Source organism: Paenibacillus shunpengii, from assembly GCF_042684905.1.
Lineage (GTDB): Bacteria > Bacillota > Bacilli > Paenibacillales > Paenibacillaceae > Paenibacillus > Paenibacillus shunpengii.
The window spans coordinates 605524-632005 of the sequence record NZ_JBHUMJ010000002.1 but is presented as its reverse complement, the minus strand read 5'-3'; the positions used below and the strand labels follow the sequence as shown (position 1 = coordinate 632005).

At 43.9% G+C, this 26482-nt stretch carries 21 protein-coding genes; 3 read left to right on the top strand and 18 right to left on the bottom strand.

What is annotated here, in order from left to right; translation table 11 throughout:
* Window positions 1-42: 42 nt before the first annotated feature.
* The 9 genes from ACFSVM_RS02745 to ACFSVM_RS02705 form a co-directional block, all read right to left on the bottom strand.
* Window positions 43-1200: a glycosyltransferase gene (locus ACFSVM_RS02745; RefSeq protein WP_379260278.1), complete on the bottom strand. Its 1158-nt coding sequence runs from the start codon at window positions 1198-1200 to the stop codon at window positions 43-45.
* Window positions 1181-2614, bottom strand: coding sequence for an O-antigen ligase family protein (locus ACFSVM_RS02740; protein WP_379260276.1), 1434 nt, complete (start codon window positions 2612-2614; stop codon window positions 1181-1183). The genes ACFSVM_RS02745 and ACFSVM_RS02740 overlap by 20 nt, the downstream gene beginning before the upstream one ends.
* A 12-nt stretch (window positions 2615-2626) precedes the next feature.
* Window positions 2627-3595, bottom strand: coding sequence for a GDP-mannose 4,6-dehydratase (locus tag ACFSVM_RS02735; protein ID WP_379260274.1), 969 nt, complete (start codon window positions 3593-3595; stop codon window positions 2627-2629).
* Window positions 3596-3624: 29 nt separating this feature from the next.
* Window positions 3625-4290, bottom strand: coding sequence for a sugar transferase (locus ACFSVM_RS02730; protein WP_379260272.1), 666 nt, complete (start codon window positions 4288-4290; stop codon window positions 3625-3627).
* Window positions 4287-5198 carry a UTP--glucose-1-phosphate uridylyltransferase GalU gene (galU, locus tag ACFSVM_RS02725; protein ID WP_379260270.1) on the bottom strand — a complete coding sequence of 304 codons (912 nt, stop codon included), beginning with the start codon at window positions 5196-5198 and terminating at the stop codon, window positions 4287-4289. The genes ACFSVM_RS02730 and galU overlap by 4 nt, the downstream gene beginning before the upstream one ends.
* A 252-nt stretch (window positions 5199-5450) precedes the next feature.
* A complete protein-coding gene (locus ACFSVM_RS02720; protein ID WP_076312033.1) occupies window positions 5451-6140 on the bottom strand; it encodes a CpsD/CapB family tyrosine-protein kinase in 690 nt (229 codons plus the stop codon).
* Complete coding sequence (locus ACFSVM_RS02715) at window positions 6121-6870, bottom strand: YveK family protein (protein WP_083655768.1); 750 nt, start codon at window positions 6868-6870, stop codon at window positions 6121-6123. The genes ACFSVM_RS02720 and ACFSVM_RS02715 overlap by 20 nt, the downstream gene beginning before the upstream one ends.
* Before the next feature lie 37 nt (window positions 6871-6907).
* A complete protein-coding gene (locus ACFSVM_RS02710; RefSeq protein ID WP_379260267.1) occupies window positions 6908-7666 on the bottom strand; it encodes a tyrosine-protein phosphatase in 759 nt (252 codons plus the stop codon).
* 118 nt (window positions 7667-7784) lie between these two features.
* Window positions 7785-8216 carry a hypothetical protein gene (locus ACFSVM_RS02705; protein WP_076312035.1) on the bottom strand — a complete coding sequence of 144 codons (432 nt, stop codon included), beginning with the start codon at window positions 8214-8216 and terminating at the stop codon, window positions 7785-7787.
* A 223-nt stretch (window positions 8217-8439) separates the two neighbouring features.
* Here ACFSVM_RS02705 and ACFSVM_RS02700 point away from each other — a divergent pair, with 223 nt between their 5' ends.
* Window positions 8440-8811: a helix-turn-helix domain-containing protein gene (locus tag ACFSVM_RS02700; RefSeq protein WP_076312036.1), complete on the top strand. Its 372-nt coding sequence runs from the start codon at window positions 8440-8442 to the stop codon at window positions 8809-8811.
* Window positions 8812-9055: 244 nt separating this feature from the next.
* Here ACFSVM_RS02700 and ACFSVM_RS02695 read toward each other — a convergent pair whose 3' ends face one another.
* From ACFSVM_RS02695 to ACFSVM_RS02680, 4 genes are all read right to left on the bottom strand, one after another.
* Complete coding sequence (locus ACFSVM_RS02695; RefSeq protein WP_177178789.1) at window positions 9056-9202, bottom strand: hypothetical protein; 147 nt, start codon at window positions 9200-9202, stop codon at window positions 9056-9058.
* Window positions 9203-9409: 207 nt separating this feature from the next.
* Window positions 9410-14005 carry a glutamate synthase large subunit gene (gene gltB / locus ACFSVM_RS02690; protein WP_076312037.1) on the bottom strand — a complete coding sequence of 1532 codons (4596 nt, stop codon included), beginning with the start codon at window positions 14003-14005 and terminating at the stop codon, window positions 9410-9412.
* A 586-nt stretch (window positions 14006-14591) separates the two neighbouring features.
* Entirely contained in the window at window positions 14592-16883 is a 2292-nt protein-coding gene (locus tag ACFSVM_RS02685) for a YhgE/Pip family protein (RefSeq protein WP_379260264.1), read from the bottom strand.
* A 170-nt stretch (window positions 16884-17053) separates the two neighbouring features.
* Window positions 17054-17644: a TetR/AcrR family transcriptional regulator gene (locus ACFSVM_RS02680; protein WP_076312039.1), complete on the bottom strand. Its 591-nt coding sequence runs from the start codon at window positions 17642-17644 to the stop codon at window positions 17054-17056.
* Between the two features lie 239 nt (window positions 17645-17883).
* Here ACFSVM_RS02680 and ACFSVM_RS02675 point away from each other — a divergent pair, with 239 nt between their 5' ends.
* A complete protein-coding gene (locus ACFSVM_RS02675) occupies window positions 17884-19041 on the top strand; it encodes an MGDG synthase family glycosyltransferase (protein WP_076312040.1) in 1158 nt (385 codons plus the stop codon).
* 124 nt (window positions 19042-19165) lie between these two features.
* On the opposite strand, the gene ACFSVM_RS02670 is transcribed toward ACFSVM_RS02675, so the two are convergent.
* The 3 genes from ACFSVM_RS02670 to thpR form a co-directional block, all read right to left on the bottom strand.
* A complete protein-coding gene (locus ACFSVM_RS02670; protein WP_076312041.1) occupies window positions 19166-19858 on the bottom strand; it encodes a metal-dependent hydrolase in 693 nt (230 codons plus the stop codon).
* A 120-nt stretch (window positions 19859-19978) separates the two neighbouring features.
* The gene (locus tag ACFSVM_RS02665) at window positions 19979-20872 is read right to left on the bottom strand and encodes a cell wall hydrolase (protein WP_076312042.1); all 894 of its coding nucleotides are present in this window, start codon (window positions 20870-20872) and stop codon (window positions 19979-19981) included.
* Between the two features lie 314 nt (window positions 20873-21186).
* The gene (thpR, locus tag ACFSVM_RS02660; protein ID WP_379260260.1) at window positions 21187-21741 is read right to left on the bottom strand and encodes an RNA 2',3'-cyclic phosphodiesterase; all 555 of its coding nucleotides are present in this window, start codon (window positions 21739-21741) and stop codon (window positions 21187-21189) included.
* Between the two features lie 612 nt (window positions 21742-22353).
* Here thpR and ACFSVM_RS02655 point away from each other — a divergent pair.
* Complete coding sequence (locus tag ACFSVM_RS02655; protein WP_076312044.1) at window positions 22354-23310, top strand: D-2-hydroxyacid dehydrogenase; 957 nt, start codon at window positions 22354-22356, stop codon at window positions 23308-23310.
* Between the two features lie 151 nt (window positions 23311-23461).
* On the opposite strand, the gene ACFSVM_RS02650 is transcribed toward ACFSVM_RS02655, so the two are convergent.
* The gene (locus ACFSVM_RS02650; RefSeq protein WP_256702740.1) at window positions 23462-24496 is read right to left on the bottom strand and encodes a TRM11 family SAM-dependent methyltransferase; all 1035 of its coding nucleotides are present in this window, start codon (window positions 24494-24496) and stop codon (window positions 23462-23464) included.
* Between the two features lie 21 nt (window positions 24497-24517).
* Window positions 24518-26230, bottom strand: coding sequence for a methyl-accepting chemotaxis protein (locus ACFSVM_RS02645; protein WP_379260257.1), 1713 nt, complete (start codon window positions 26228-26230; stop codon window positions 24518-24520).
* Window positions 26231-26482: the final 252 nt, after the last annotated feature.

Genomic DNA, 26482 nt, shown 5'->3' with positions numbered 1-26482 from the left:
GATCTAGATATTATGCATACATGCAATAGAGTTCCCCTCAATTCATTTGCTTACATATTTTTGATATAATAACTCTAATTTTTTCGTTTGCTTTTTAATGTCAAATTTTTCCTCCATAAATGTTCTACCGTTTTTCCCCATTTCGGTGCGTAACTTCTCGTCTTCTACTAATTTTTTCAGTCTCGAACTTAATTGTTCTATATTTCTTTCTTCGACTAAATATCCAGTTTCATTATCTTTAACAGCATCAACAATACCGCCACTTCTCGTCGCAACAATAGGTAGTCCTGTAGCTGATGCTTCAAGAATTACCATCCCTAATCCTTCTTGATCTCCGTCAAATGCAGTTATACTTGGCAGAGAAAATATATGGCTTTTTTTCAAGATGCTTATAACTTCTTCATGAGGCTTATTACCTAAAAAATCAATCTTATCACTTGACTCACAGGTCATCGCTACTGAAGTAAGCTTATCCTTTAATGGCCCATCGCCAACAATTTTCAAACTTATATTCTTGTATTCTTTATATAACTTATCAAATGCATATATTAAATATTCAGTTCCTTTCTTTTCTGTTAGTCTCCCAACTGTCGTAATTACAATCTCTTCATTACAGTTAATACTTGACTCTTCTCTATAAGGTATCTTATCTAAATCAATACCAATATAATGCACAAGAATTTTTTCTTTTGGAAAGCCCCTCTCAATCAATTTTGTTTTAATATGATTAGATACAGCTAAGCAGAGTGTCGCTCTTTTCGCTAACTCTTTATAATTAAAAAAGTAAATCAAATATGAGAATGGATATATTTTAAATCTAGGTAAACGAGTAATATCATATCCATGAAATGTTACAATTAATGGAATATCATTTTTTTTACATGCACGGATAGCATATACAGCATCTACACCAAAATGTGCGTGAATAATATCTATATCTTTTTGCTTTATGATTTTTGAGATTTTGAAATATGATGTTAAATTTAAAGTAAAGAATAATTTTTGCATAAATTTAATAAATTTAGGAACTTCCTTGTTTACGAGTGAATTTATACTCCATTTATCAAAAATAAACGAATTTGAGTTGATCACCTCTCTTGTTATTATTTCAATTTCTGAACTAGTATATTGATTTATTTGTTCACTGATAAATGTTTCCGATAGGGGTAAGAAAGTATTTCTAAGCACTCCTAATTTCACTTGGCTTTTTCACCTCTGACTTTTCCTCATATAATAGCAACCCCATTAAGAAAAAAAACAACGTAGAGATACTATAGTTATGAAGAAAAAAATTATCAAACATCCCTTGAATGACTACAAAAATTACACAACCTACTCCACTTAAATGAAAAATATTCTTATCAATTAAGTATTTTCTCAATATTTTGACAAGCGAATTAATCATAAATAGAACAAACAATAATAGACATGGAAGACCTGCCCATGTCCAAACAATCACAAAAATATTGTGTGGAGGAAAAGAAGGATCTAATCCCATCCTTATTGCATAACCTGGAAATTCCGCATCCCATCCACCGAATCCAAGACCTAAAAAAGGATGTTCTATCATCTTTTGAAGCGTGAATTCCCAAATTAAAACCCGAGGGTCATTTTCCACTGCATTTATATTTAATCTACTAGTTAAGTTATTTAAGATGGATGCTGGCATTATTGAAAAAATAATAGTAGCTAAAGTCGAAACAAGGAGGAGTAGTCTAACTAATGATTTGACTGAAAATTTCAACAATATAAAAATAGGCACTACAATGATAAGAGCAAGTAATCCAGCCCTTGATTGAGTTGCCAATATTGCACCACAGAAAAGAACGGTACATATAACATATCTCCACTTCCACTTTGACAACATCTGAGAGAAAGAAATACAAAAAAAGAATCCGAAATATACCGATGCTATGTTAGTATTGATAAAAAAAGTACCTGCTTTATATGGGTCTAGTATGTTATTCGAAATATCTCCATTATTTAACATCCTTAGAGTTGTTGGATCAATGAACAAAGAAGCTATTCCAGAATTCAAAAAATCTAACTCGAGATCTGGAAGTAATAAAAATATTATATTCAAAGTTGCTAACGGTAAACCAAATATAATCAAACTATTAAGAATTTTTGAAACCGATAATTTTTTTCTTATAAAAATGTAGCCTAAACATAATGACAATAAACCAACTAAACTAAAATAAACTAATTTTACCCCTAAAAATCTATTAGGGGAGTAAATAATGGCACTAGTCATTACAATAATCATTAGCGAATACAATTTAAACGAATATTGATTCTTAAAGTACCAAAGTATATTATTATTAATAACTTCTTTAGCGAATAAGATAAATAGTAATACAACCAATGAGGTTATCGAGAATCCAATAGGAACATATATTTGATATATAAATAGCGCAGGAAGAAAAAAGTACCAAGAAGGTTTTTCAATTGATAAACTTATGGAAACCACCATCAAAAATATAAACAAAATAGCAACATACAAAAATGGAATCGAAGTTGAATAAATTGCTAATATTATCGAAATTGATCCTAAAAAACCAGTTAATAGTTTATTAGATAAAGATAGCTGCATATTGCTCCCTTCTTTAATCATAGAAACCCACTCCTACTTGGAATGGGCTCCTAATAACAATGATTGATAATTCTTTATTGTATGAGTTAGCCCTTCTTCTAAAGTTACTACTGGGGCCCACCCTAAGATGCGTTGAGCTTTCGAAATGTCTGGTTTTCTAACTTTTGGATCATCTTTAGGAAGAGGGCAATAAACAATTTTACTTTCTGATTCTGTTTTTTCTTTTATAATTCTTGCTACTTCTAAAACTGAATATTCTGTAGGATTACCAATATTTATAATTTCCCCATTTGCTTCTTCATGCTTCATCATCAGAATCAGTGCTCTAATATTATCATCAACATAACAAAAAGATCTTGTCTGGCTTCCATCACCATACACCGTAATATCATTTCCTTTTATAGCCTGGGTTATAAAATTAGATATAACTCTTCCATCATCATTCCTTAATCCAGCTGAGTAAGTATTAAATATCCTGGCAACCTTCACCTTAACTCCATATCTTTCATAAAACTCATAGCATATCACTTCACCTAATCGTTTTGCTTCATCATAACAAGCTCTTGGTCCCCATGTATTTACATTACCTCTGTAATCTTCTGATTGTGGATGTACTTCTGGGTCTCCGTACGCTTCACTTGTGCTAGTAAATAGAAATTTAGCTTTCTTATTTAGAGCTAGGTTTAACAAATTATACGTCCCTTGTGTATTAACTTGAATCGTCTCAAATGGATTGGACTGATAAAACTTTGGAGATGCTTGTGAAGCTAAGTGATAAATCTCCTTAACATCTTCTTGATATAATGTCTTAATACTGTCATTATCTGACACATCGGTTTGAATAAATCTGAAATTAGGATGGGTAAAGATATCTGATAAGTTTGAAATTAATCCACTTGATAAATTATCAATTCCAACAACAAGCTCACCTTGATCTATCAGACTCCTTACCAAATGTGAACCAAGAAACCCAGCAGCACCAGAAACAATTATTATACTCATTTTATCCACACATCCTATTGGTTAATATATTAAAAAGTATTGCTTTTGAATAAGATTCTTATTGTCTTAATAATCACCACTACATCAGATTTGCATGATATATTTGAAATATAATCAAAATCATATTGTAAATTATGATGTATAGGCTCTGTTCTTACGTCGCTAACCTGCCAATTTCCGGTAATTCCAGGTTTTACAGATAATCTTCGATACTCTAATTCACCATAATGCGCTTCTACAATATTACGTAATTCTGGCCGCGGGCCAATAAAACTCATATCTCCCTTTAGTATATTAATTAACTGTGGCAATTCATCCATACTAGTTTTTCTTAAAAACTTTCCTATTCTTGTTATTCGTGGATCCTTACTATCAGTTGGGGACGTTGCATATTTTGGAGTATCAGTATACATTGTTCGAAATTTGTATATTTGAAATATTTTTTTGTTTTTCCCGTAACGATCTTGTTTGAATATAATTGGCCCTTTTGAATCAACTTTAATTAGTATGGAAATAATAATTAATAGAGGAGATAAACAAATCACACAAACCACCGAAACAAAATAATCTATAAATGACTTAACATATGAACTGTATAGATTACTTTGCACTTTCTCGTTACTACCATATATCAATTTTTCTTTAGCGCTCTCGTTTGAGAAATTAGCTATTTCATTTAGCTTATTCTCATTCATTTGTTTTCTCCTCCTGCTACTAAAAGTCGTTCTGCCATTTGTTCTCTAAGGAGAATATTATTTATTTCTTTAAGTATAGGTTCGCGCAGACTCTTATCCCTAATAGCAAAATCGATTGTGGTCAAAATAAAGCCTAATTTTTCCCCAACATCATAGCGTATTCCATCGAAATTATATGCATATGTGCCGTAATCTGTATTTAATTTTTGAATTGCATCAGTTAGTTGAATTTCTCCACCTGCGCCAATATCTTGTTGCTCTAAATATTTGAATATCTCTGGTGTTAGAATATAACGACCCATGATTGCCAAATTTGAAGGAGCTTTTCCTTTAGCAGGTTTTTCAATAAGATCATTTATAGATGATAGTCTATCGTCTGTAAATAAAGGATCTATGATTCCATAACGATCTGTTTCACTTTCACTCACGTTTTTTACCCCTAAAATAGAATGACCTACCTTTTCATACTGATTTATAAGCTGGCGAGTACATGGAATCTCTGATACTACAATGTCATCTCCTAACAAAACAGCAAAAGGCTCATTACCTATAAAATTTCGCGCACACCAAACAGCATGGCCTAAGCCTTTTGGTTCTTTTTGTCTTATGTAGTGTATCTCAACGTTGGAGGGTTTCCTAACCTCTTCAAGTAAATCAAGTTTTCCCTTTGACATTAATGTCTGCTCTAATTCAAACGAATTGTCAAAATGATCTTCAATTGCTCTCTTCCCTTTGCCCGTTACAATAATAATATCTTCAATTCCAGATGCAATCGCCTCTTCGATGATGTATTGGATGGTCGGTTTATCAACAATCGGCAGCATCTCCTTCGGCATCGCCTTTGTCGCAGGTAAGAATCTAGTACCTAGCCCTGCAGCTGGTATGATGGCTTTTCTCACTTTTTTCATACATCATCACCTTATCCTTCTCTATTTATATTGAATGACTTAAAAGCACGAGTTGTACCGTTTACGTAAAAATATGAATGTAAGCGATACAATTCTTACTTTCAATTTCATAACAGGGCATTAAACCCCACCTCACATCACACCCTCGACGATGAACGTCTAAGGTACACTGACCCACAGTGTGACCGAGTGCCTGCAGTGATAGAGGTACAGCAGGCATTACCTGTTACTGACATAATTCAAATTACTTCATCAGCGTTCGCCGTAATAATAGTAGTAATTGGATTGATTCTTGTTAAGCTGAATGTTGTTAAGCACAACACCTAGGATTCGGGCATTCACATGTTCCAAGTGGCCCTTCGCCTTCTTCACGAGATCTTTCTTCACTTTGCCTGAATTGACGACGAGCACAACACCATCACACAAGGAGCTGATAATCATTGCGTCCGTAACAGCAAGCACTGGCGGTGTATCGAACAATATAATGTCATATATTCCTTTTAGTTCCTCAAGTAAAGCTGTCATCTTCTTCGACCCCAGCATCTCGGAAGGATTCGGAGGAATCGGTCCTGATGGCAGGACGTCCAGATTATGAACAGCGGTCTTCTGCAGCACTTCTTGAACCGGATACTGTGCGGCAATTGCACTGGATAGTCCGGCATGGTTCGAGACTGTGAACACTTGATGCAAGGAGGGTTTTCTTAGATCCGTGTCAATCAGCAGAACCTTCTTGCCTTCCTGTGCATAGGTCACGGCCAGGTTACTAACGGTTGTCGTCTTCCCTTCTCCCGATTGAGCGGAAGCCACCATAAGTACCTTGATCTGATCATCAATTGCTGAGAACTGGATATTCGTCCGCAGTGTTCTATAGGCTTCCGATATCGGTGCCTTCGGATTGACTGCAGTTACTAGATTATGCTGATTACTGGTTGATCGTGGCATAGTTCGCCTCACCTACCTGCCCTTGTGATATAGATGTATGATGTGAAGACTTGACATCGTCCTTCTTGATTCTTGCGATGACGGCGACAACCGGCAATCCCAGCTCTCTCTCCAGCTCCGCTTCTGTCTTGAAGGTATCATCCAAATATTCAAGCAGGAATACGAGACCAACGGACAGCATCAAACCAACAACAAAACTGATTAATATGCTCATCATCAAATTAATATTCACAGGAGGGACATTTGCCTCCAGCGGTGCTTGGTTCAGGATCGTGACATTATCCACCTCCATGATGGAAGGAATCTCACGCTCGAATATTCTGGCGACGGCGTTTACGGTCTTGGCAGCCTTCTCATAGGAAGTCGCTGTCACGGCCAAATTCATAATCTGTGATTCGTTCGCAGCAGATACGGTAATCATGGAAGCTAATTGCTCTGTAGTAAAACCGAGATCTGGGTAAGCCTCAAGTACTTTATCTAAAATGGCTGAGGATTTAATAATCTCCGTATAAGAATTGATCAGCATGACATTCGTTTGAATCAGCGTATAGTCAAGCATCGCCGTTCCTTGTCTGTCATAGGTCTGGTTCACGATGATCTTGGCCTCGGCTGGATATTGCGGGGTCGTCATATAGGTCTTAACTCCTGCACCAATACAAGCAACGATCACAATAATGGCAATAAGCCAAATCCTTTTTCGAATAATATTCATGTACTCCTTGAGTTCCACTTCTATTCCTCCTTCATTCATGTAGCGCGCAATCGTCTTACCATGGAAGTATGCGGCGCCGTGTACTCACTGGTTCTGCAAGCTCTACCAATCTGTTATCCCATACTCTTCGTGCATTGGTCTGGAGCTGCTCTACCATTTCGAGTCCAAACCGTGATTCTAGTCGTTCATAGGCAGCCTGGAGCGCGAAACTGCGACGTTCTGTATCATGTGCGTCTGATGAAATGAAATGAAACCCATTTTGTTTGCAAAAATGAAAACACCATTTCTGAACTTTTCGACCGAAAAGCCCTAAGAACGATTGAGCGGTGATCTGACATAATGCACCTTGACTCATATATTGCCCGAGTAATTCAGGCTCTCGCAGCAAGACAGCGTTACGCTCTGGATGTGCAATGATTGGTATGATATTGCGGACCTTCAGTTCGTGAAGCAGATTGGGAAAGAACGAAGGCACCTCTCGGCTCGGCAGCTCCAGCAGCATATATTTACTTGAAGCCAAGGTAAGAAGCTCCTCATTATTCAACAGATCGATAAGTCTGGGGTGAATTCGAATCTCCTGACCCGAGCGAACTTGTAACGGGATGTTATGTTCCCTGAGTTCCAAGTTAAACAACTGTACGGCTTCTTCCACTTGATGACTCGGATTATCGTGACTCACATTCAAGTGATGCGGGGTAGCAATAATCTTAGTGATTCCTGCTGCAACAGCAGCTTGTGCCATAGCCAGTGAACGCACCATGGATGTTGGTCCATCATCCAGACCAGGCAAGATGTGACAATGAATTTCAATCATAAGCGTGCACCCTCAATACTATGTCCCCCCTCATCAAAATATGTTTCACACATTTATATTGGGGTCAAAGAACTAATGCAGGAACATGATAAATATAGTAAAATGGCGTTAGCACAGGCTAAGCCTGAGTATTAATCCGTGAATACGGATATGGTATGTCTTCAACTATTGTCCAAGCTTCCAGCTGCTTCTGGAAATAGGAATGTACCGGATACTGCAGCTGATAAATCATCTGATTCAACTGACCATATATATATAGTCTGTGTTCTTCATGAATATGTAACTTTGCATAATATAGTGTGAAACTTCCTAACTCCTGCTTCCACTGCAATGTACAGTCGAGATGAATGACATTGTTCTTCTGACCTTCCAGCTCTAACCCAACGAGAAGCTCAGGTACAGGAGGAATGATGAGGTCGCTTAAGAAGTGAATGGACTTCTGATTCAACCCAAGAATAATTATGGGACGGCTCCTGCTGTTAATGACTTGCTCTTCATACTTGTGAATATACATACTTGCGTTAATGCCCTGACTACTGACCTGTTTCATAGATTTCCATCCCTTACATAATTGCGATCCCAGGTATGAATGAATGAATCGGGGTCAAGGCTAGAAATGTGCGATAAAATGATACAATTTGTAACCTTGATGTATCCAATTTACGATACAAATCGTATCGTGTCAATAGATTTTTGGACACATCGTAACTTATATGACAAAGGCAGCTAGATTCGGTAAACGTTCATTTAGTAACCAGGAGGAATAAAAATAGATGGATTACGGACACCGTATTGCAGAATTAAGAGAAAAAAGGGGAATGACTCAAGAGGAGCTCTCCAGTGTGCTGGAGATTACGAGAGCTTCACTGTCTCACTATGAGAAGGGAAGGCGCAAGCCGGACTTTGAGACCCTCACCAAGCTCGCTGATACCTTCAATGTATCTGTCGATTATCTGCTTGGAAGAACGAGTCAACCGGAGATGGTGCTCGATGACGATGTGAGAGGATTTGTCGACGCATTGGAGCTCTCCGATCGGGAGGTACTGAGTAAATTCGAGCTCATGATTGACGGCAAGCCGTTGTCAGAGGAAGAAGCTAGGAGATTTATCGCCTTCGTACGAATGGAACGTAATATGGACTCGTGATGCTCGTTCTGGTATCTGATCATTTAGTCCCATATCAATAATTATCATTGTAGAATTCTGACTGTAGTCCCTCGATGTGAGGGACCTTTTTTATGTTCAATATATCTCTTATGCCAGTTTCACAGAGGTAAGTTATCCACCCAGCAAATACTAACATTGCAAGCTGCGACATGAGCTTCATGCATAAGGAATATATATCACAGCTCTTACTTGGGTTCGTGCTCATCTCTTCCCTATAGCGAACTTATCTATCCTGAGGGGGAACAAGAGATTGCCATTCCTTCGGATCGATGCCACATTGCTTCAAAACATCCACGATATCAAGCGGTTTCCTCGGGTTGTTCTGGTTCATCGGTTGATCATCGCTCCTGCTTGGATAATCCATGTTCATACCGGACAACCTCTCCTATACCTTTTTATATGTATGTTAAATTAACTAGACCTATTATACGAAAAATTTCCTAGTAATGTTGTCGTCTCATGGCGGAATGTCAGGTTTTCGAGGTTCTAATTTTGTCGAATAAAAAAAACAGGACTTGATAGCGTCCTTCTTAAGTGAAGGTCCTGCTATAAAGTCCTGTTCGATTAATAAGTTCAATTACTGACCAGCACGTGCCAGTTCACGCATGTTGGCTTCAAATGCTGCAAGCAATGCTGCATCACCTGTAAGTCCTTCTGCCTGTACCTTCTCAATCTGTTCAAGCATGCGCTTGAAGTCCTTAGGAATGATACGTACGAAGCTGCCAACCTCCTGCTGCCAGTTCGCAAGAATCTGCTCACCACGGCTGCTGCCTGTGTACTGAACGTGACGACTGATCATTCCACGCAGATCTTCTTCCTCTGCCGAGTCCTCGACGCGCTCTAGCAGTACCATCTCAAGGTTAACACGTGACAGAATTGTGCCTTCCGGATCGTATACGTATGCGATCCCTCCAGACATACCTGCTCCGAAGTTGCGGCCTGTTCCGCCCAGGATGACAACACGTCCGCCGGTCATGTATTCACAGCCGTGGTCACCCACGCCTTCTACAACGACACGCGCTCCCGAGTTACGTACTGCAAACCGTTCACCAGCGATTCCGTTGATGTACGCTTCGCCGCTAGTCGCCCCATACAATGCTGTATTACCGATAATGATATTATCTTCAGCAGCAAAGGTTGCGCTTGGTGAAGGCTTCACGATCAATTTACCACCGGAAAGACCTTTACCTACGTAGTCGTTGGAGTCCCCTTCAACAGTGAGGGTCATTCCCTTAGGTACAAAGGCCCCGAAGCTTTGTCCTGCAGAGCCGACAAATTTGAATTGAATCGTATCCTCCGGCAGTCCAGCTGCGCCATATTTGCGCGTTACTTCACTGCCCAGAATGGTTCCGACTGCACGGTTCACGTTCGTAATCGGAAGCACAGCTTCAACCAGCTTGCCGGATTCAATTGCAGGCGCAGCGAGTGGAACCAGCTTCTGCATATCCAACGTCTCTTCGAGACCGTGATTTTGTTTCTGAATACGAGTTCGAGCAGAGTTCGCAGCATCAGCGACATGGAGCAGAGCCGACAGATCAATGCCTTTCTTCTTCCAATGCTCAGCTGCAACTTCAGCATCCAGACAGTCTGTGCGTCCTACCATCTCTTCAATGGTACGGAAGCCAAGCTCTGCCATAATCTCACGTGTGTCTTCCGCTACAAAACGCATGAAGTTCACAACATGAGCAGGATCACCCATGTAATTCTTCCGAAGCTGAGGATTCTGGGTAGCCACGCCTACTGGGCAAGTATCCATCTGACATACACGCATCATAATACAGCCCAGAGCAACAAGCGGTGCAGTGGAGAAGCCATATTCTTCTGCGCCAAGCAGAGCAGCGACCACGAGATCACGGCCGTTCAGCATCTTGCCGTCTGTCTCAATGACGACACGATCACGCAGATTGTTCAGCATGAGCGTCTGATGCGTCTCTGCCAGACCAAGCTCCCACGGCATCCCCGCATGTCTGATCGAGCCTTGAGGTGACGCACCTGTTCCGCCATCATATCCGCTGATGTGAATGACATCGGCACGGCCCTTGGCAACACCGGCTGCGATCGTACCTACACCAGCCTCAGATACAAGCTTAACGTTAATATCTGCTCGTGGATTGGCATTCTTCAAGTCATAGATGAGCTCTGCCAGATCCTCGATCGAATAAATATCGTGATGAGGCGGTGGAGAGATCAGGCCGACACCTGGTGTCGAGCCGCGGACTTCAGCTACCCATGGATATACCTTACGTCCCGGAAGCTGACCGCCTTCACCCGGTTTAGCCCCTTGAGCCATCTTAATCTGGATCTCATCGGCATTGACGAGATAGTTCGATGTTACACCGAAACGTCCGGATGCAACCTGCTTAATCGCGCTGCGGCGAGAGTCTCCGTTCGCGTCAGGTGTGAAGCGAGCTGGATCTTCCCCGCCTTCACCGGTATTGCTCTTGCCGCCGATGCGGTTCATTGCAATCGCCAGATCCTCATGCGCCTCTTTACTGATGGAACCGAAGGACATCGCACCTGTCTTGAATCGACGCATGATAGACTCTGCGGATTCTACTTCGGACAGTGGGATCGCCTCGCCATTTGACTTCAGCTTCAGCAGGGAGCGAATGGTCAGCTTCTTCTCATTCTCGCCTTGAACTAATTTCGCATATTTCTTGTAGAGATTATAATCTCCCGTTCTTACTGCGTGCTGCAGTGTGTGAATCGTCTGCGGTGTGAAGAGGTGATCCTCTCCATCGTTACGCCATTGATACTCACCACCGGAATCCAGCACTTTATCGTTACCGTCTTTGTCCGTAAACGCACGGTTATGATGCACAAGTGCTTCTTCTGTCACTTCCTCGATACCGATACCGCCGATACGAGAAGGTGTCCATGTAAAGTAACGGTCTACAAAGTCACTATTCAAACCGACAGCCTCAAAAATCTGAGCCCCGCGGTAAGATTGAATGGTCGAGATCCCCATCTTCGACAGAATCTTAACGACCCCTTTGGTAGCCGCTTTGATATAATTCTTCACGGCTTTGTCATGAGAGATGCCGCGCAGCATGCCTTGCTGAATCATATCATCCAATGTCTCGAATGCGAGGTAAGGGTTCACTGCACTTACGCCGTAGCCGAGAAGCACCGCATAATGATGCACCTCACGAGGCTCACCGGATTCAAGCAGGATGCTGACCTTGGTCCGTGTCCCTTGACGAATCAGATGGTGATGCAGACCTGATACGGCCAGCAATGCTGGAATGGCTGCATTCTCCGCATCCATACCGCGGTCGGACAGAATGAGTATATTATGCCCTTTCTCGATTACACGGTCCGCTGCTTCGAACAGAACCTCCATTGCGTTCTTCAGACCTTCGGCTCCCTCTTTCGCCGGGAAGAAGATCGGAATCGTCATGGAACGGAAGCCTGGTCTGCGGATATGACGGATCTTCGCAAATTCCTCATTGGACAAGATCGGAGTCGCCAGACGAATCTGTCGTGCACTCTCCGGTTCCGGAATGAGCAGGTTGCGCTCAGATCCAATCGTCGTCAGCGTCGATGTTACGATCTCTTCACGAATCGCATCAATCGGCGGGTTGGTTACTTGGGCAAACATTTGTTTAAAATAGTTATAGAGTCGTTGAGGACGATCTGACAAAATCGCAAGCGGTGCATCATAACCCATGGAACCTGTCGCTTCCATGCCTGTCGATGCCATTGGCTCGATGATCTTGCGCAGCTCCTCGAAGGTGTATCCGAATGCCAGCTGAAGCTGGTTTATGTTATCATGCTTCGGCTCCGGAAGCTCTGGAGCATCAGGAAGCTCGTGAAGATCTACCAAATGCTCGTCAAGCCATTCTTGGTACGGCTCTTCGGAAGCAATCTGTGCCTTCACTTCGCTGTCAGAAATAATGCGTCCTTCCCGGGTATCAACAAGCAGCATGCGTCCAGGACGCAGTCTGTCCTTGTACAAGATATCTTCAGGTGCAATATCCAGAACACCCACTTCTGAGGAGAGAACAATACGGTCATCCTTCGTTACATAGTAACGTGCAGGACGCAGTCCGTTCCGGTCCAGAATGGCACCGATCTGCACACCGTCCGTAAAGGCCATTGCAGCAGGTCCGTCCCATGGCTCCATCAGTGTGCTGTGATATTCATAAAAAGCCTTCTTCTCAGCATCCATTCCTTCGTCATTGCTCCAAGGCTCTGGTACCATCATCATGGCCACATGAGGCAGGGAGCGTCCGCTCAAATACAGAAATTCCAGTGTATTATCGAACATTGCCGTGTCAGAACCGTCTGCGTTAATGACCGGTCTGACTTTGGACAGATCATCTCCGAACACTTCACTCTCAAACAGCGACTGACGTGCATGCATCCAGTTCACGTTACCGCGCATCGTGTTAATCTCACCGTTGTGAATCATGAAACGGTATGGATGCGCTCTTTCCCAGCTCGGGAACGTATTCGTACTGAAACGGGAGTGCAGCAGCGCCATCGCAGACTCAACACGCTCGTCCTTAAGATCAAGATAGAACTGGCCAACTTGTTCTGTGGTCAGCATGCCTTTGTATACAATCTTACGGCAGGACATACTCGGGATATAGAAGGCGTTCGCATCCTTCACCTGATCCGAGTAGCGGATCGCCTGCTCCGCCCGGCGGCGGATTACATACAGCTTCCGTTCAAAATCAAGCTCATTCTGGATGCCTTCAGCACGGCCGATAAATGCTTGACATACATAAGGCTTCGCAGCCAGAGCCGATTTACCCAGCATCTCGTCATACGTCGGAACTTCACGAATTCCAAGGAACTCCTGTCCTTCCTCCTGTACGATCTGTTTCAGAATCGCAAGGTGGGCACTACGAACCTCTTCATCATTTGAAGTAAAGATCATCCCTACTCCGTAATGACCCGCTTCAGGAAGACCAAAGCCAAGGCGTACAGCCTCTTCTGCAAAAAAACGGTGTGGAAGCTGAATCAGAATTCCGGCTCCGTCACCCGAATTCGGCTCACTTCCCTGGCCGCCACGATGCTCCATATTACTCAGCATCGTCAGGGATTGACTAACAATATCATGGGAAGGTACGCCTTTGATGTTAGCTACAAAGCCCATACCGCAAGCGTCTTTTTCGAACTGAGGGTCGTATAGACCCTGTTTAGGAGGTAATCCAGTCTGTCTCATGGAACGCAACCTTTCTATTACGAAAAATTTGGTGAACATCCGTGACAAAAGTGACCAACGAAGGGACAAGCAACACTTGGATGACAGCGCCGTAACAAACTTGTTTAAGATCCGCTCAGGCTCTCGCTGCCAGCTGATTCTGCATAAATAAAACACAGGGTAGAACCGATTTATAAGTATAGTTCTATCATTTTAACATCGACCTTACATCAGCGCAATTCAAAATTTCTATAGGTTTGATAATTTATCTTTTGCATTACAGCTTTAGTGCATCAACGTTTATTTCCGGCATTTTTTTGGATATTTATTCATACCCGAGTCCACTTCAGAACACTCATTAGGCCCCTCATGTTTTTTATTGTTCTTTATTATTTGCTCTCGCCTGTCACATTTGAATGGAGCAATTATCTAAAAATTTGTACAATCCTTCTTTGTAAGCCCTGCCATTTTTCGTCTGCTTCTATCATTCCTAGATTCCTATGTAATGATGGCAATGTCAGTATCACTTCAATAACAAAAAAAACAAAGCTGCATCCTATGTTAATTAGGACACAGCTTCGCTTGTGAATCATGCTTATAGTTAGAGCTAGATCGTCACCGCATCTCCGCTGGTATGCTGCGCATCCTCTGCAGCGGAGCTCTGTTTTCTTCTGCGTCCGCTCCACAAGAAATAGAACAGTGTCAGCAGCAGAGAGATGCCGGCATATATTCCGAGCGTAGCCGCCTTATCCCACATGAGATTGAAGTTGCCGCTCATAATGACAGCTTTGTACCCGATCACGCTATGATACATCGGCAGCAGGGAGCTGATCGGCTTCATCCATTCAGGCAGCAGCTCGAGCGGGAACGTTCCGCCGCTTGTTGCCAGCTGGAATACTAGAAGTACGATGACAAGATAGCGGCCGACCAGATCAAGCCAGGTAACCAGTGCCTGAACAATCATCATGGAAGTAAAGCCAACAATAATCGAAAATACGTAGAACAACGGTACACTCGCGACTTCAAGCTTCAAGCCGTACAGCATGAAGGTTGCCAGAATCACCGACTGCAGCACACTCATTCCCCCAAAGGCAAGGAAGCGGCTTACAAACCGGCTCCACGGCCCCGCATCCGGTACGCTTGTTTCTCGCAAGTTCATAATAATGGTCGTAATCAGTGCCCCGACAAACAAGCCGATGGACATAAAATACGGAGTGAGGCCTGTGCCGTAATTGGCTACACTTCGGGTCTCATCCTCGATCGTTTGGACAGGCTCAGCAAACATGCTGACCACTTCATCCGTCTGTTGCAGCTCAGAGGTATCTGATGCTGCATCCTTCAATTTGGTTGACAGCTCGCTTGAGCCATCCTTAATTTCACTCAGCCCGTTGTGAAGCTTACCGGCGCCATCTGTCAGCTGAGCCGAGCCATCTGCCAGCGTCGTCACGCCTCCTGTCAATTCACCAATGCTGCTAAGCAGCGTGCCGGTTCCGGTATACAGCTCTGATGCTCCCGCACTCAGAGTTTCTCCGCCGCTGGCTGCTTCAGACAGCTTCTCACCAAACAACGCCAGGTTGGAATTCAGCTCTCCTTGACCTTGTGCCAGCGTATCTGCACCCGCATGCAGCTGCTCCTGACCGGCTGCCAAGGCAGACGCTCCTGCGGCAAGCTCCTTGTGCCCCGAGAGAAGCTGCTGCGCGCCCGCCGCAAGCTTCTCATTCCCTTGGTCCAAGGCCTGGGCTCCGCTGAGCAGCTGCTGATCTGCCGCATGAAGCTGTCCCGCTCCTTCGGCCAATGACTGGCTTGCAGTAAGGAGCTTCTGCACTTCTGGACTTGCGGCAAGCTCCGGGTTCGACTCGGCCAATTGCTGAAGTCCTGCCGCAAGTGTCTCTGCCCCGGCTGCGAGCTGGCCGCTTGCTTCCTCTGCAGCAGAGAGTCCGCTGCTCAGCTGCGCACTTCCCTGCTTCGCGCCTTGCAAACCTTCGTTTAGTGCGCTGGCTCCCTGCTCCGCAGAAGCAAGACCTTCGCTCAGCGCTGCTGCGCCATCTCGTGATGAAGCAATACCATCCTTCAGTTCCACAGCGCCGCTCTGTAATCTGCCGGTTCCTGCTTCTAGCTGACCTTCTGCCGTGACAAGCTGGTTCAAACCGGTCGACAGCTCATTAGCTCCCGTGTGAAGCTGTCCTGCTCCGTCATTTAATGTCTTCACCCCGTCTGCCAGAGGATCCATTCCTTGCTGCAGCTCCAAGGTTCCCTCCGTCAGCTTCTTCAGATTATCCTGAAGGGTCACAGCACCGTCATCGAGCTTAACAGCTCCTTCGTTAATATCCTTTGCTCCATCCCCTGCTTCGCCAAATCCATCGGATGCTTCAGAGAACTTATCCAGTAATGTTTCTGTATAGGATTCGGTTACAGCAGAGGATACCTGCTTGCTGATCTCCTTGATCGCCGTATTTCCAATCTGAGCCCCGACAAAGTTATAGCTTCCGTTCGGTTCATAGATCAGTTCGGCCGGACTTGGCTTGTCATCAAGCAGTGTTGTCGCCCGGGCCGAGAAATCCTCAGGAATGGTAATCTTCATGTAAAACTTATTGTTATCTATGCCCTCCTGAGCTTCCTCATTATTGACGAACTGCCAGTCAAACTCGGGGTCCTCCTTCAGCTCCTCTATCAGATCCTCACCGATCGTAAGACTCTCGCCTTCAAATTCAGCTCCCTTATCCTCATTAACCACCGCAATGGGCAGCCGTTCCAGATGGTTGTACGGATCCCAGAAGGCTGTCAAATAGATCCCTGTATACAGAATCGGAATACAAATTACCGCAATGATGGGAATCAGTATTTTGGGATTCTTGACTGCCCTGAGTAAATCTTTAGAAAAAACAGATAATGATTTCATTTCTCCTTACTCCTTCTCCATTATACGATTTGACCAGAATCCCCATTCGGTCATTTCAATCGAAAAAAATAAACATTTCTGCACGAGAGATGTTTGGTCTTTAATAAGCTGAATATGAATAAGCCGGCTTCCACTTCCTGCTGCGTGAATACCGGCCCTGACTGCTAACGCTATCCCATCACTTCCTGCGACAGACCGTTTACAAGAAACAGCTGCAGATATTGCTTAATCTCTTCCTTGCTTAGCGGTTCATTGATCCGATTCCAGTCGGAGGTGAGCGCAATATACAGCTTGAACATAATAAATGCGACAACCTTCGGATCACACGGCTTGATTTCACCTTTATCCATTGCGGTCGTCAGCTGCTTCTCCAGATAGCCCGTTATAACAGCTTCTACCTTCTCATGGCCTGCCTTCGCCTGCGCTGTACCGAATTCTCTGACTTCTTGAGACAGCTTGATGAGCAGCTCATGCTGCTTCCTGAACTCAAGCAGGGCATCAAGAATGCGATACAAATTCGTGACAAAGGTCTGTTCCGAATCAAGCTCCCGTTCTGCAAGCTCCTTCATCTCCAGAATGACGTCATGCAGAATCTCATCGAACAGCTCTTCTTTATTCGTAAAAAAAGTATAGATCGTGCCTTTCCCCACATTTGCGATCTTCGCTACCTGATCCATCGTCGTCGCTTTATATCCAAATAGAGCAAAGGACTGGGCTGCGGCCTGAACTATAAGCTTGCGGCGATCTACCTGTGCCAACATGTCTCCTCCCTCTGTGATCTATTCATTAATGACCAAAAATCATTTTTAGTCATTCGGTCAAAAACAACTTTAACACTTTTATTTCTTTTTAGCAAGAAAAATCACATTAATTGAGACTTCTTACATGCCAAATTCGTTTAATGTATTGCAGGGTTTTATTATTGCAGTTTCGTCATATGATTTAGAGATCTTTATACATACCGAACAGCCAAATCTCATTTTATGAAATAGGTGAATTTATGAAGAAGAAGAGAGTGCTCTTGCTGTCAGAAGGTTTCGGTACCGGACATACACAAGCAGCACATGCCATTGAGAAGGGGCTCAAAATTTTGTATCCACATGTGAATGCACGTGTCATTGAGCTTGGCAAAATTTTAAATCCTACGGTAGCCCCCTTCATTCTGGGTGCCTATCGCAGAACGATCACGATGAGCCCCAAGCTGATTGGGCTGATCTATCGAACCAATTATAACCGAAGCTTGACCGGATTTAGAAGACTCGCGCTTCACCGGCTATTCTATAACCACGCCAAGAAGGTGCTGACTCAGCTGAACCCGGATGTTATTATTTGCACGCATCCTTTTCCGAATGCGGTGATTTCCAGATTGAAGCGTCTTGGACTAGACATCCCATTGTACACCTTAATAACGGACTACGATGCTCATGGTACCTGGATTAGTCCGGAGGTCAATCAGTACCTCGTTTCTTCTCCCAAGGTTGAGAGAATGCTGCTTGAGAGAAACGTAGATTCGCAGCGAATTCGGATTACCGGCATACCGGTTCATCCTGACTTCTGGAACAAGCAGCCGAAGGATGCGGTCCGAGAGGAGCTTGGTCTGAGGAATATTCCTACGGTCATGATCATGGGGGGAGGCTGGGGGCTGCCGCTTCAGGATCAGCTCATGGAAAACATCGCTTCCTGGAAGGGCAAGATTCAGCTCGTCTTCTGCGTCGGCAACAATGAGAAGCTGGCCGAGCGATTAAGAGAATCCACCATGTTCCAGCATCCTGATATTCATATCATAGGCTACACACGCAAGGTTAGCAAATTAATGGATGCTTCAGACCTTCTCGTGACGAAGCCGGGCGGCATGACTTGTACTGAAGGTCTGGCCAAAGGTCTTCCTATGCTGTTTGCTCCCCCGCTGCCCGGCCAGGAGGAAGAGAACTGTGATTATTTTGTTAAATCCGGATATGGTACTGTTCTTCAGAACTCGTATGTACTTCATCAGCAATTCTCAAGATTACACCATCTGTATGCTAACGGCATTGCAGCAAGCGGTGCTGACGCCCGGCTGAATGAGTATGAGCCAGAGGCCTGCACAAGAACCGTGCATGAGCTGCTGATGCAGAGCTCGACCCGCCGTACTCCGGTTATGCAATATGCTTCCCGCTAATACGTCATCCCATTCTATAACCATATCCAAAAAAGAGCTGCATGCCCATTCGTCCACGGTCGGCGAATTAGGCAAATGCAGCTCTTATTATATCTTCAGATCTGTTCATAATCTGTATTACAAGTTACAGTGTTGTGCTCGCTCCCGGCTCCAGTGTTACGGTCTCAATCTCTTCCTGGCTCTTCTGGCTCAGAAGCTGGCGGAATTGATTCGGATCCTGCTCAAGCGCAGGGAAGGTATTGTAGTGAATTGGAATGACTTGCTTCGTGCGAATCCAGGTGGCTGCAATCGCTGCATCCTCTGGTCCCATCGTCAAACCATCGCCGATCGGAAGCGCAGCAATATCAATATGGTTCAGTTCTCCGATGATACGCATGTCGCCAAATAAAGCCGTGTCTCCAGCATGATATAGAGTCTTGCCGCCCATACTCAGCAAAATACCTGCAGGCTGTCCCAAATAAACGGGCTTGCCGTCGATATCAAGGGACGAGCTGTGAAAGGCCAGTGTAAACTTCACTTTGAAGCCGTCAAACTGATGGCTGCCTCCTGTATTCATATGATGCGCCTTCACGCCTTGATTCTTACAATAATCAGCCAGCTCGTATACGGCTACGACCGGGCAGTCATTTGCTCTGGCAATAGCAAGGGTATCACCAAAATGATCGGCATGTGCATGAGTCAACAGCACCGCATCCACTTTGACCTCTTCCGGGGCAATCGTTGCCTTCGGATTCCCGGATAGAAAGGGATCGATTATAACCCGTTTGCCTTCAGCTTCAACTAACAAACAAGAATGACCATAGTACGTAATTTTCATTGATTATTACCTCCTATGCATAGGTTATACCCCGTGTAATAACGGACATATCACATCCATTATATCACTTGTCGAATCCATTTCATAAATCATGAAGAAGGTATTATGAATTGATTCAGCCTATTTATAAAAGGTATGGTGACCAATTGTTTTCACCTTTTCTTGAGAATGGTGTACGGTAAGGTCGTCAGCCAGGGTAATAGATAAGAAGAAGAGCGTATCATCCGGTACTTCCTTGCGTCCGTGCATGGCTTCGTTTACAGCTTGAATAGCGTCCTCGTTAGGCGTCACACGGTCCATACGGCCGTTCGCAACAGGACTGAACTGATATTTCTGGTATATAACATCCTTAATGGTATCGGGATAATTGGCTGACCGCAGCCGGTTTAAGACAACGTTAGCTACAGCTACTTTGCCTTCGTACGGTTCGCCTTCTGCTTCTGCCATCACAATTTTTTGCAGCATAAGCAGTTCCTTATCCGTCACGGGGTAGTCCCAGGTTGATTTGTCTTTATCTGCCTGAGTTAATAATTCCGTACGGGTAAAGAATAAAGTTTCGGGGGGAGTGGTCTTCATTTTTTCAGCGGTTAATTGAGCAAGTGCTTTTTGCTTCTCCAGCTTCTGTTGCTTCTCAAGAGCCGCCAGCTTCTTCGCTTTCTTGGCTTGCTGTTCTTTGAGAGCTTCTGCTTCCAAATGTTCAGCTGCCTTGATCGAAATATAGTCCGTGGCAATACGCGGTGTGCCAACCGCAGTCACCGTTTGATTCATCATTTCATGACTTGCAGATGTTTGTGTCATAGATTTCACAGCAGTGGCTCCGTCCCCTTCAGAGCTTGTCCTGTGAATACGATCTGCCGCATCATCATGAGCGTTCTGAGCCGTCTCCGGCATTTCTTTCGTTGCACTATCCCCATATACTTCAACAGCCTTTACAATAAGGCTGGCCCCCAATATAAACACCAGCAGCACGATCATTAGAGGTGCTACCCAGCGAATCTCTCTATTTGTATTCATAATGACCTCCTGTTATATCGGCACAATTCTACTTAACTGTAACCAAAAATGCAAGGTTTGAATAACAGAGAATACACCAATTACAGTCTCTACAACAGGGAAAAGTGCTCCATGCGGGTGCTTGTCCACATCAAAAATTCCGTTGATCTATCAAGCTTTTTCGCACCCGAACACCTGATCCCAAAAAATACTAAATAAAAAAATATAATTTTTTTGAGCTTTATTTTTTTTGACTCAAATTATATCTTTTTTCTGGTTGTAAAAGCTATAAATGGTTATAGATTACCATATTAAGGAGTCTATGAATTTATGCATTATAATTCGTATTTTCCTATCAATTCATACATCGGCTTTTGACCCATATTTGTCTTATATAACACAAATTCTTCCACCAGCCAAGTGTCATCCCATACACCACTCATAAGCTCATTCAAATTAAAAGAGCCATGATTGAATTTGCGTGCCGTTGTAATATGGGGACGATAGGGACGATCCTCAGGTACAAACCCTAAGGGTATCGTTGATTGTACGATCGACTGCTGTAGTGAAAATAGGCTGTCCAGCTCACCTTCCAGCCCTCTCCATAATACTCTCGGTGCCTGATCGGAACCAAAAATGCCCGGTTCCCCAATCTTAAGCGGAAAAGGCTGCACGTGATTCGCCGCTTCCTGCAAAGCTTCATGCAGCTTGTCCATGACCGCTGGTTCCGTATCACCCAAGAATTGCAAAGTGATATGATAATCCTCTTGATGAGTCCGATTTCGAAAAGGAAGCTGATCCTTGTGATGCTCCATCCATTGATGCAGCTTATTTTTTATTTCATCTGGTATTCGAACAGCGGTAAAGAGTCGTACCTTATGATCTGACATATGCATTTATCCTCACTTTATGTTTTTTAGCAAAATGAATTCAATAAGTTATCGTCATACGCCTTCCACATACAACCATTATTCACCATAATATATTAACAATATCCTAGTACTAGTACCAGGTTCTAATTGAGGTGTATTAGGTATATTTTCCATAGAAACATATGACTTACAGCCTATTTCACACCAAAATAATTGGTTTAAATTATCTGCCTTACCTCTAATTCATCATTTCCTTATCCATCTGATCCTATGTAAAGAAACAAGCAGTTTACCGCACCAAATAGAAGATAAGAACCATGATCCGCTTCTCTATTTCATCGTTAAAATTTTTTTCTTACTATATAATATGTATCCAATGTCATAGTAGGTTCAATGTTACCGTTCATGTCATATAAGCATACAGAACTTACCACCTCACTCACAGCAATACCAATATATAACATTTAAACATAAATTTATATTTATCTAGAAACAGCTTTACTATTTAGCATCACCGAATGAACTTCTTCTATTATATATACCCACCGTTTATCGAACTGCGTTATAATTGCCCGCTTGGTGCAACACTGCTACACTAGAGCTATTATGGTAGCAGGAGGAGATCTCGATATGAGCAGTATTGTAAGCTTACACGCATTTACAGAGTCACAGCAACAACTGGTTCAAGAAATAGCCCCTGATTACAAACTCACAATAGGTAAAGCCAAGGAGCTGGATCCTTCCATCCTGAAGAACGCCGAAATCCTGGTGGGCTGGGCTCGAAACCATGCAGATACGCTGCTTGATCCAGACAGTAAATTAAAATGGGTTCAAACTTGGTCTGCCGGAGTGGATTATCTGCCTCAGGCCGAGCTGAGTGATCGAAATATTCTGCTGACGAATACAAGTGGAATTCATGCCATACCGATCTCTGAGATGGTCTTCGGTATGCTGCTGTCTATGTCCCGCATGCTGAAGCAAGCCATTCTCAATCAAGCAAGTCGGAATTGGGACTCAACCGATACTGCGATGAGCGAGCTTCATGGCAAGACCATTGTCATCACGGGTGTAGGGGAGATTGGGACCGCAACAGCCAGACTGGCAGAAGCCTTCGGTATGAACGTGGTCGGTGTACGCAGATCCGGCAAGCCTGCCCCTCATGTAAGCAAGATGGTGAAGATGGAGCAGCTGGAGGAAGCATTATCTGAAGGCGACTACATCATTAACATCCTCCCTCTTACAGAGGATACGAAGCATTTGTTCAACGAACAGACTTTTAGCGCAATGAAGACGGGTGCTTGCTTCGTCAATGTAGGGCGAGGAGCAACCGTTCAGACATCTGCTCTGGTTAAAGCATTAGAAGAGAAGAAGCTCTCCGCTGCAGCACTCGATGTATTCGAGGAAGAGCCGCTGCCAGCCGATCATCCACTGTGGGGAATGGACAATGTTCTGATCACTCCGCATTTTGCCGGCAGCACACCGCATTATTCTGAACGCGCATTCGAGGTCTTCCTTGAGAATCTAAAGGCCTATGTCAAAAATGAGGATCTGCCACGTAACCTGGTAGATTACAGCCGATCCTATTAACCTGCCTGAGGATGGTCAATCGTCCATCACTTGTGCTTCATTCATTAGCTCAATCTGAACAATAAAATAAGGTCTGATGCTCTCTGCGGTGAACTGCAGACTCGTATCAGACCTTATTTGCCTTTTACTTCAATTTTGAATAGATCACTGCTTATCCTTGATGTTCACACAACCATATATCTCGAGTAAATGACCCCTTCGTAACCTGGATATGATGCTGGATCCTCCATCCTGACCTGTTTAATTGCTCCTCCAATGGTTCTGTGCTTATGATGACCGCTTCATCCGCAAGTCTCCCCAGACTCCGCAGCATTCCTAGCTGCTCCTCCATAGACAATACGGAACACAGATTGTAGGGCAGATCAAGAACAGCACGGTCAGCATGACCCGTCAGTTCATTCATGTCCCCCAAGGTAACAAGACTTGCGTCATAACCATAATGCTCGAGATTGACTCTCGCCCCCCGAATTGCCAGCGGATTCAGATCGTTGCCTCTAATCTTAATTCCCATCGAGAGGGCTTCGATTAATACATTCCCCATACCGCAGCAAGGATCCATCATTGAGACCTTCTCCCCTTCAGGAGCTGCCACATTGACGATTGCTCTTGCGATGCGTGAGCTGAGGCCGGTCGAATAATTATAAGGCTTATTCTTATGCTGCAGCCATATGGGCTCCGCATACCGGACGATGCCGAATACCCATGTGTTCTCCAATTGCATTAATCCATAGGTTATGTCAGGGTCCTTCATTCTAGCCGTTCCTGTAATGCATTCCCCTGCTCTGCGTTCAAGCTTCCGTTGTTCATCATACGGACAGTGGACCCCTTCTTTGATATATACAACTTTAAACGTGCGATCCTGCGGCACCTGAATTGCATGCGAATCGATGTCTGCAAGCAGCCCGTCATACTCCTTATTCTCAGCGATGACCTCAAGACGCAGCTTCATGAAGGGACTTCGTGACGGGTCAATGAGGCGACTGGAACGAAGATAAGCTTGCTCTGGGGGGACACTCGTGCCCAGAAGCCGCTGCAGCTCCAAATGACAAAGAGCCTGTTCACTCTCGTGACAGGCATAAATGTATATTAAATCTGTAGGATGATGTTCTTTATTGTGTGCATGTGTCATTAGCAATCTCAGCAATTCCCTTCTGAATGGTGAATGCAGCAGCCAGGGGCTGCTCATTCACTGTTACTTACGCTCCTATTATACTCGAAGCGCCGATACCGAAGCGAGCAGTTCTTCTGACAGCTTCTTAAGCTGCTGGATATTCTCTGCCACACCTTCAAGGGAACCCGACTGTTCTTCTGCAGAAGCAGACACTTCCTCCACACTGGCTGCGGATTGCTGAGATATCGCAGAGATCAGCTGGCTGAAATCGTTCATTTGTCCACTGAGATCTTCCATTTCAGACAGGCCATTAGAAATCTCTTGAATGACCTCCACCATCTGATGCACTGAGCTCGTAATCTGGTTGAAGGCTTCATTTACGGCTTCCATCTGTGCCGTTCCTCTTCTCGTCTCTTCTACACCGCTTTGCAGCGATTGAACGACCGACTTAGATTCCTGCTGAATCGTTTCCGTCAGCTCATTGATTTGACCTACTGCCTGTGAAACATCATCCGAGAGTGTGCGTACCTCTTCAGCTACGACAGCAAAGCCTTTCCCATGTTCACCCGCTCTCGCGGCCTCAATCGAAGCATTCAAGGACAGAAGGTTCGTCTGTTTGGCAATATCACGAATGACATGCAGCAGCTGGTAAATGTTCTCGTTAGATTGATCCAGCTTATTCACCTGCTCCATGGAGATGGATACCCGACTTGCAATTTGTCTCATCTGTGCAATAGACTGACTCATTGTTTCTTTACCCAGTATGCCTTGTTCAAGTACCTGCTCCGACATCCCTCTAAGCTGTTCTCCTTTGGCTGCATGGTCCTGAATATGCTCATTCAACCGCTCAACGGTTCTTGCAGAAGACTGCGCTGTTTCTGCCTGACTTTCCACCGCTTTGGCTGATTCCTCCATCGATAAGGCAATCTGCTGACTGCCAATCTTCACCTCTTCGGATGTGGCTGCCAGATGAGTGCTCTGCTCACCAATGATCTCTGAAGAGCTCTTAATTCGATTCACAATCTGAACTAGACTCGACTTCATTTGGTTAATTCCTTGTCCAAGTGTAGTCAGCTCATCCTCCATATCACGTTGGATATCCTCCACAGACAGATTACCTGCGGCTATCTCTTTGACATTGTTCTCAATCTGCTTGATCGGCTTAACCAATGTCTTGATCAGCGCAAAAGTACTGATGATCGTCATCACCACAATAAAGGCAATCCCGATAAAGAGTACAATTTCTGACGTTCTCGCACTATCCTCAAGCTCTTGGGCCGACCGATCTGCTTCTTCTTGAATAAAAGCGGATAAAGACATCAGCTCACTTTGCATTTTGTCGAATGAAGCCTTGCCCTTCATGAGCACTTCATAAGCCAGCTCAATATCATTCGCATCACTTTGATTCATCGCTGAAGTGTTGATCTTGAAGTATTCCTCCCAAGCTGCAGAGAAGGCGTTATAATATTGCCTTTCTGTATCTGTTGCAATCAGCGAGTCGTATGCCTGACGAACAGCGGTCAGCTGTCGTATGTAATCCGTACGTTCCTTGGCAATAGCCGCTTTGCTCTCCTGATCGGAGACGGACGCCAAGAAGTAACTGTAGCTTAAGGATTGAATATGTTCAGTCGTGAAGATCAGATCGTCGATCTTGCTAATGGACGGCATCCAGTTTCTCGTAATGCTCGTCGTGTTCTTTTCCATCGTTCCGAGCAGTGTTAAAGTAATGACCCCAATTGCGACGACATAGATAAGCAGCGGTACCATGACAACCGATATTCTTTGCCTGATACTCTTTAATTTAAACACCTGTTCTCCCCCTGTGCAGCTATACAAAGCTCTTTGTATTGTAGTCTGAAGCCATTCCATAAGACACTTAAACGATGAAATGGATTCTCTCCTACTATTATTTCGGTAATCAGCTTACAAATGATAAGATTTGACCACTATGTATATTTCAAATTGTTTCGAACGCCCTTTTTATCAACACTTAGGTAATTGTCCTGAAACAAACGGGGCTGACATCATAGACTAGAATAAATCTGACGATTAAGGATCGGG

Bases quoted from the DNA above. Each gene is read 5' to 3' on its own strand.
- ACFSVM_RS02740 (WP_379260276.1), bottom strand. From the start codon at position 2,614: ATGATTAAAGAAGGGAGCAATATGCAGCTATCTTTATCTAATAAACTA.
- ACFSVM_RS02735 (WP_379260274.1), bottom strand. From the start codon at position 3,595: ATGAGTATAATAATTGTTTCTGGTGCTGCTGGGTTTCTTGGTTCACAT.
- ACFSVM_RS02730 (WP_379260272.1), bottom strand. From the start codon at position 4,290: ATGAATGAGAATAAGCTAAATGAAATAGCTAATTTCTCAAACGAGAGC.
- galU (WP_379260270.1), bottom strand. From the start codon at position 5,198: ATGAAAAAAGTGAGAAAAGCCATCATACCAGCTGCAGGGCTAGGTACT.
- ACFSVM_RS02720 (WP_076312033.1), bottom strand. From the start codon at position 6,140: ATGCCACGATCAACCAGTAATCAGCATAATCTAGTAACTGCAGTCAAT.
- ACFSVM_RS02710 (WP_379260267.1), bottom strand. From the start codon at position 7,666: ATGATTGAAATTCATTGTCACATCTTGCCTGGTCTGGATGATGGACCA.
- ACFSVM_RS02705 (WP_076312035.1), bottom strand. From the start codon at position 8,216: ATGAAACAGGTCAGTAGTCAGGGCATTAACGCAAGTATGTATATTCAC.
- ACFSVM_RS02700 (WP_076312036.1), top strand. From the start codon at position 8,440: ATGGATTACGGACACCGTATTGCAGAATTAAGAGAAAAAAGGGGAATG.
- ACFSVM_RS02695 (WP_177178789.1), bottom strand. From the start codon at position 9,202: ATGAACATGGATTATCCAAGCAGGAGCGATGATCAACCGATGAACCAG.
- gltB (WP_076312037.1), bottom strand. From the start codon at position 14,005: ATGAGACAGACTGGATTACCTCCTAAACAGGGTCTATACGACCCTCAG.
- ACFSVM_RS02685 (WP_379260264.1), bottom strand. From the start codon at position 16,883: ATGAAATCATTATCTGTTTTTTCTAAAGATTTACTCAGGGCAGTCAAG.
- ACFSVM_RS02680 (WP_076312039.1), bottom strand. From the start codon at position 17,644: ATGTTGGCACAGGTAGATCGCCGCAAGCTTATAGTTCAGGCCGCAGCC.
- ACFSVM_RS02675 (WP_076312040.1), top strand. From the start codon at position 17,884: ATGAAGAAGAAGAGAGTGCTCTTGCTGTCAGAAGGTTTCGGTACCGGA.
- ACFSVM_RS02670 (WP_076312041.1), bottom strand. From the start codon at position 19,858: ATGAAAATTACGTACTATGGTCATTCTTGTTTGTTAGTTGAAGCTGAA.
- ACFSVM_RS02665 (WP_076312042.1), bottom strand. From the start codon at position 20,872: ATGAATACAAATAGAGAGATTCGCTGGGTAGCACCTCTAATGATCGTG.
- thpR (WP_379260260.1), bottom strand. From the start codon at position 21,741: ATGTCAGATCATAAGGTACGACTCTTTACCGCTGTTCGAATACCAGAT.
- ACFSVM_RS02655 (WP_076312044.1), top strand. From the start codon at position 22,354: ATGAGCAGTATTGTAAGCTTACACGCATTTACAGAGTCACAGCAACAA.
- ACFSVM_RS02650 (WP_256702740.1), bottom strand. From the start codon at position 24,496: ATGAGCAGCCCCTGGCTGCTGCATTCACCATTCAGAAGGGAATTGCTG.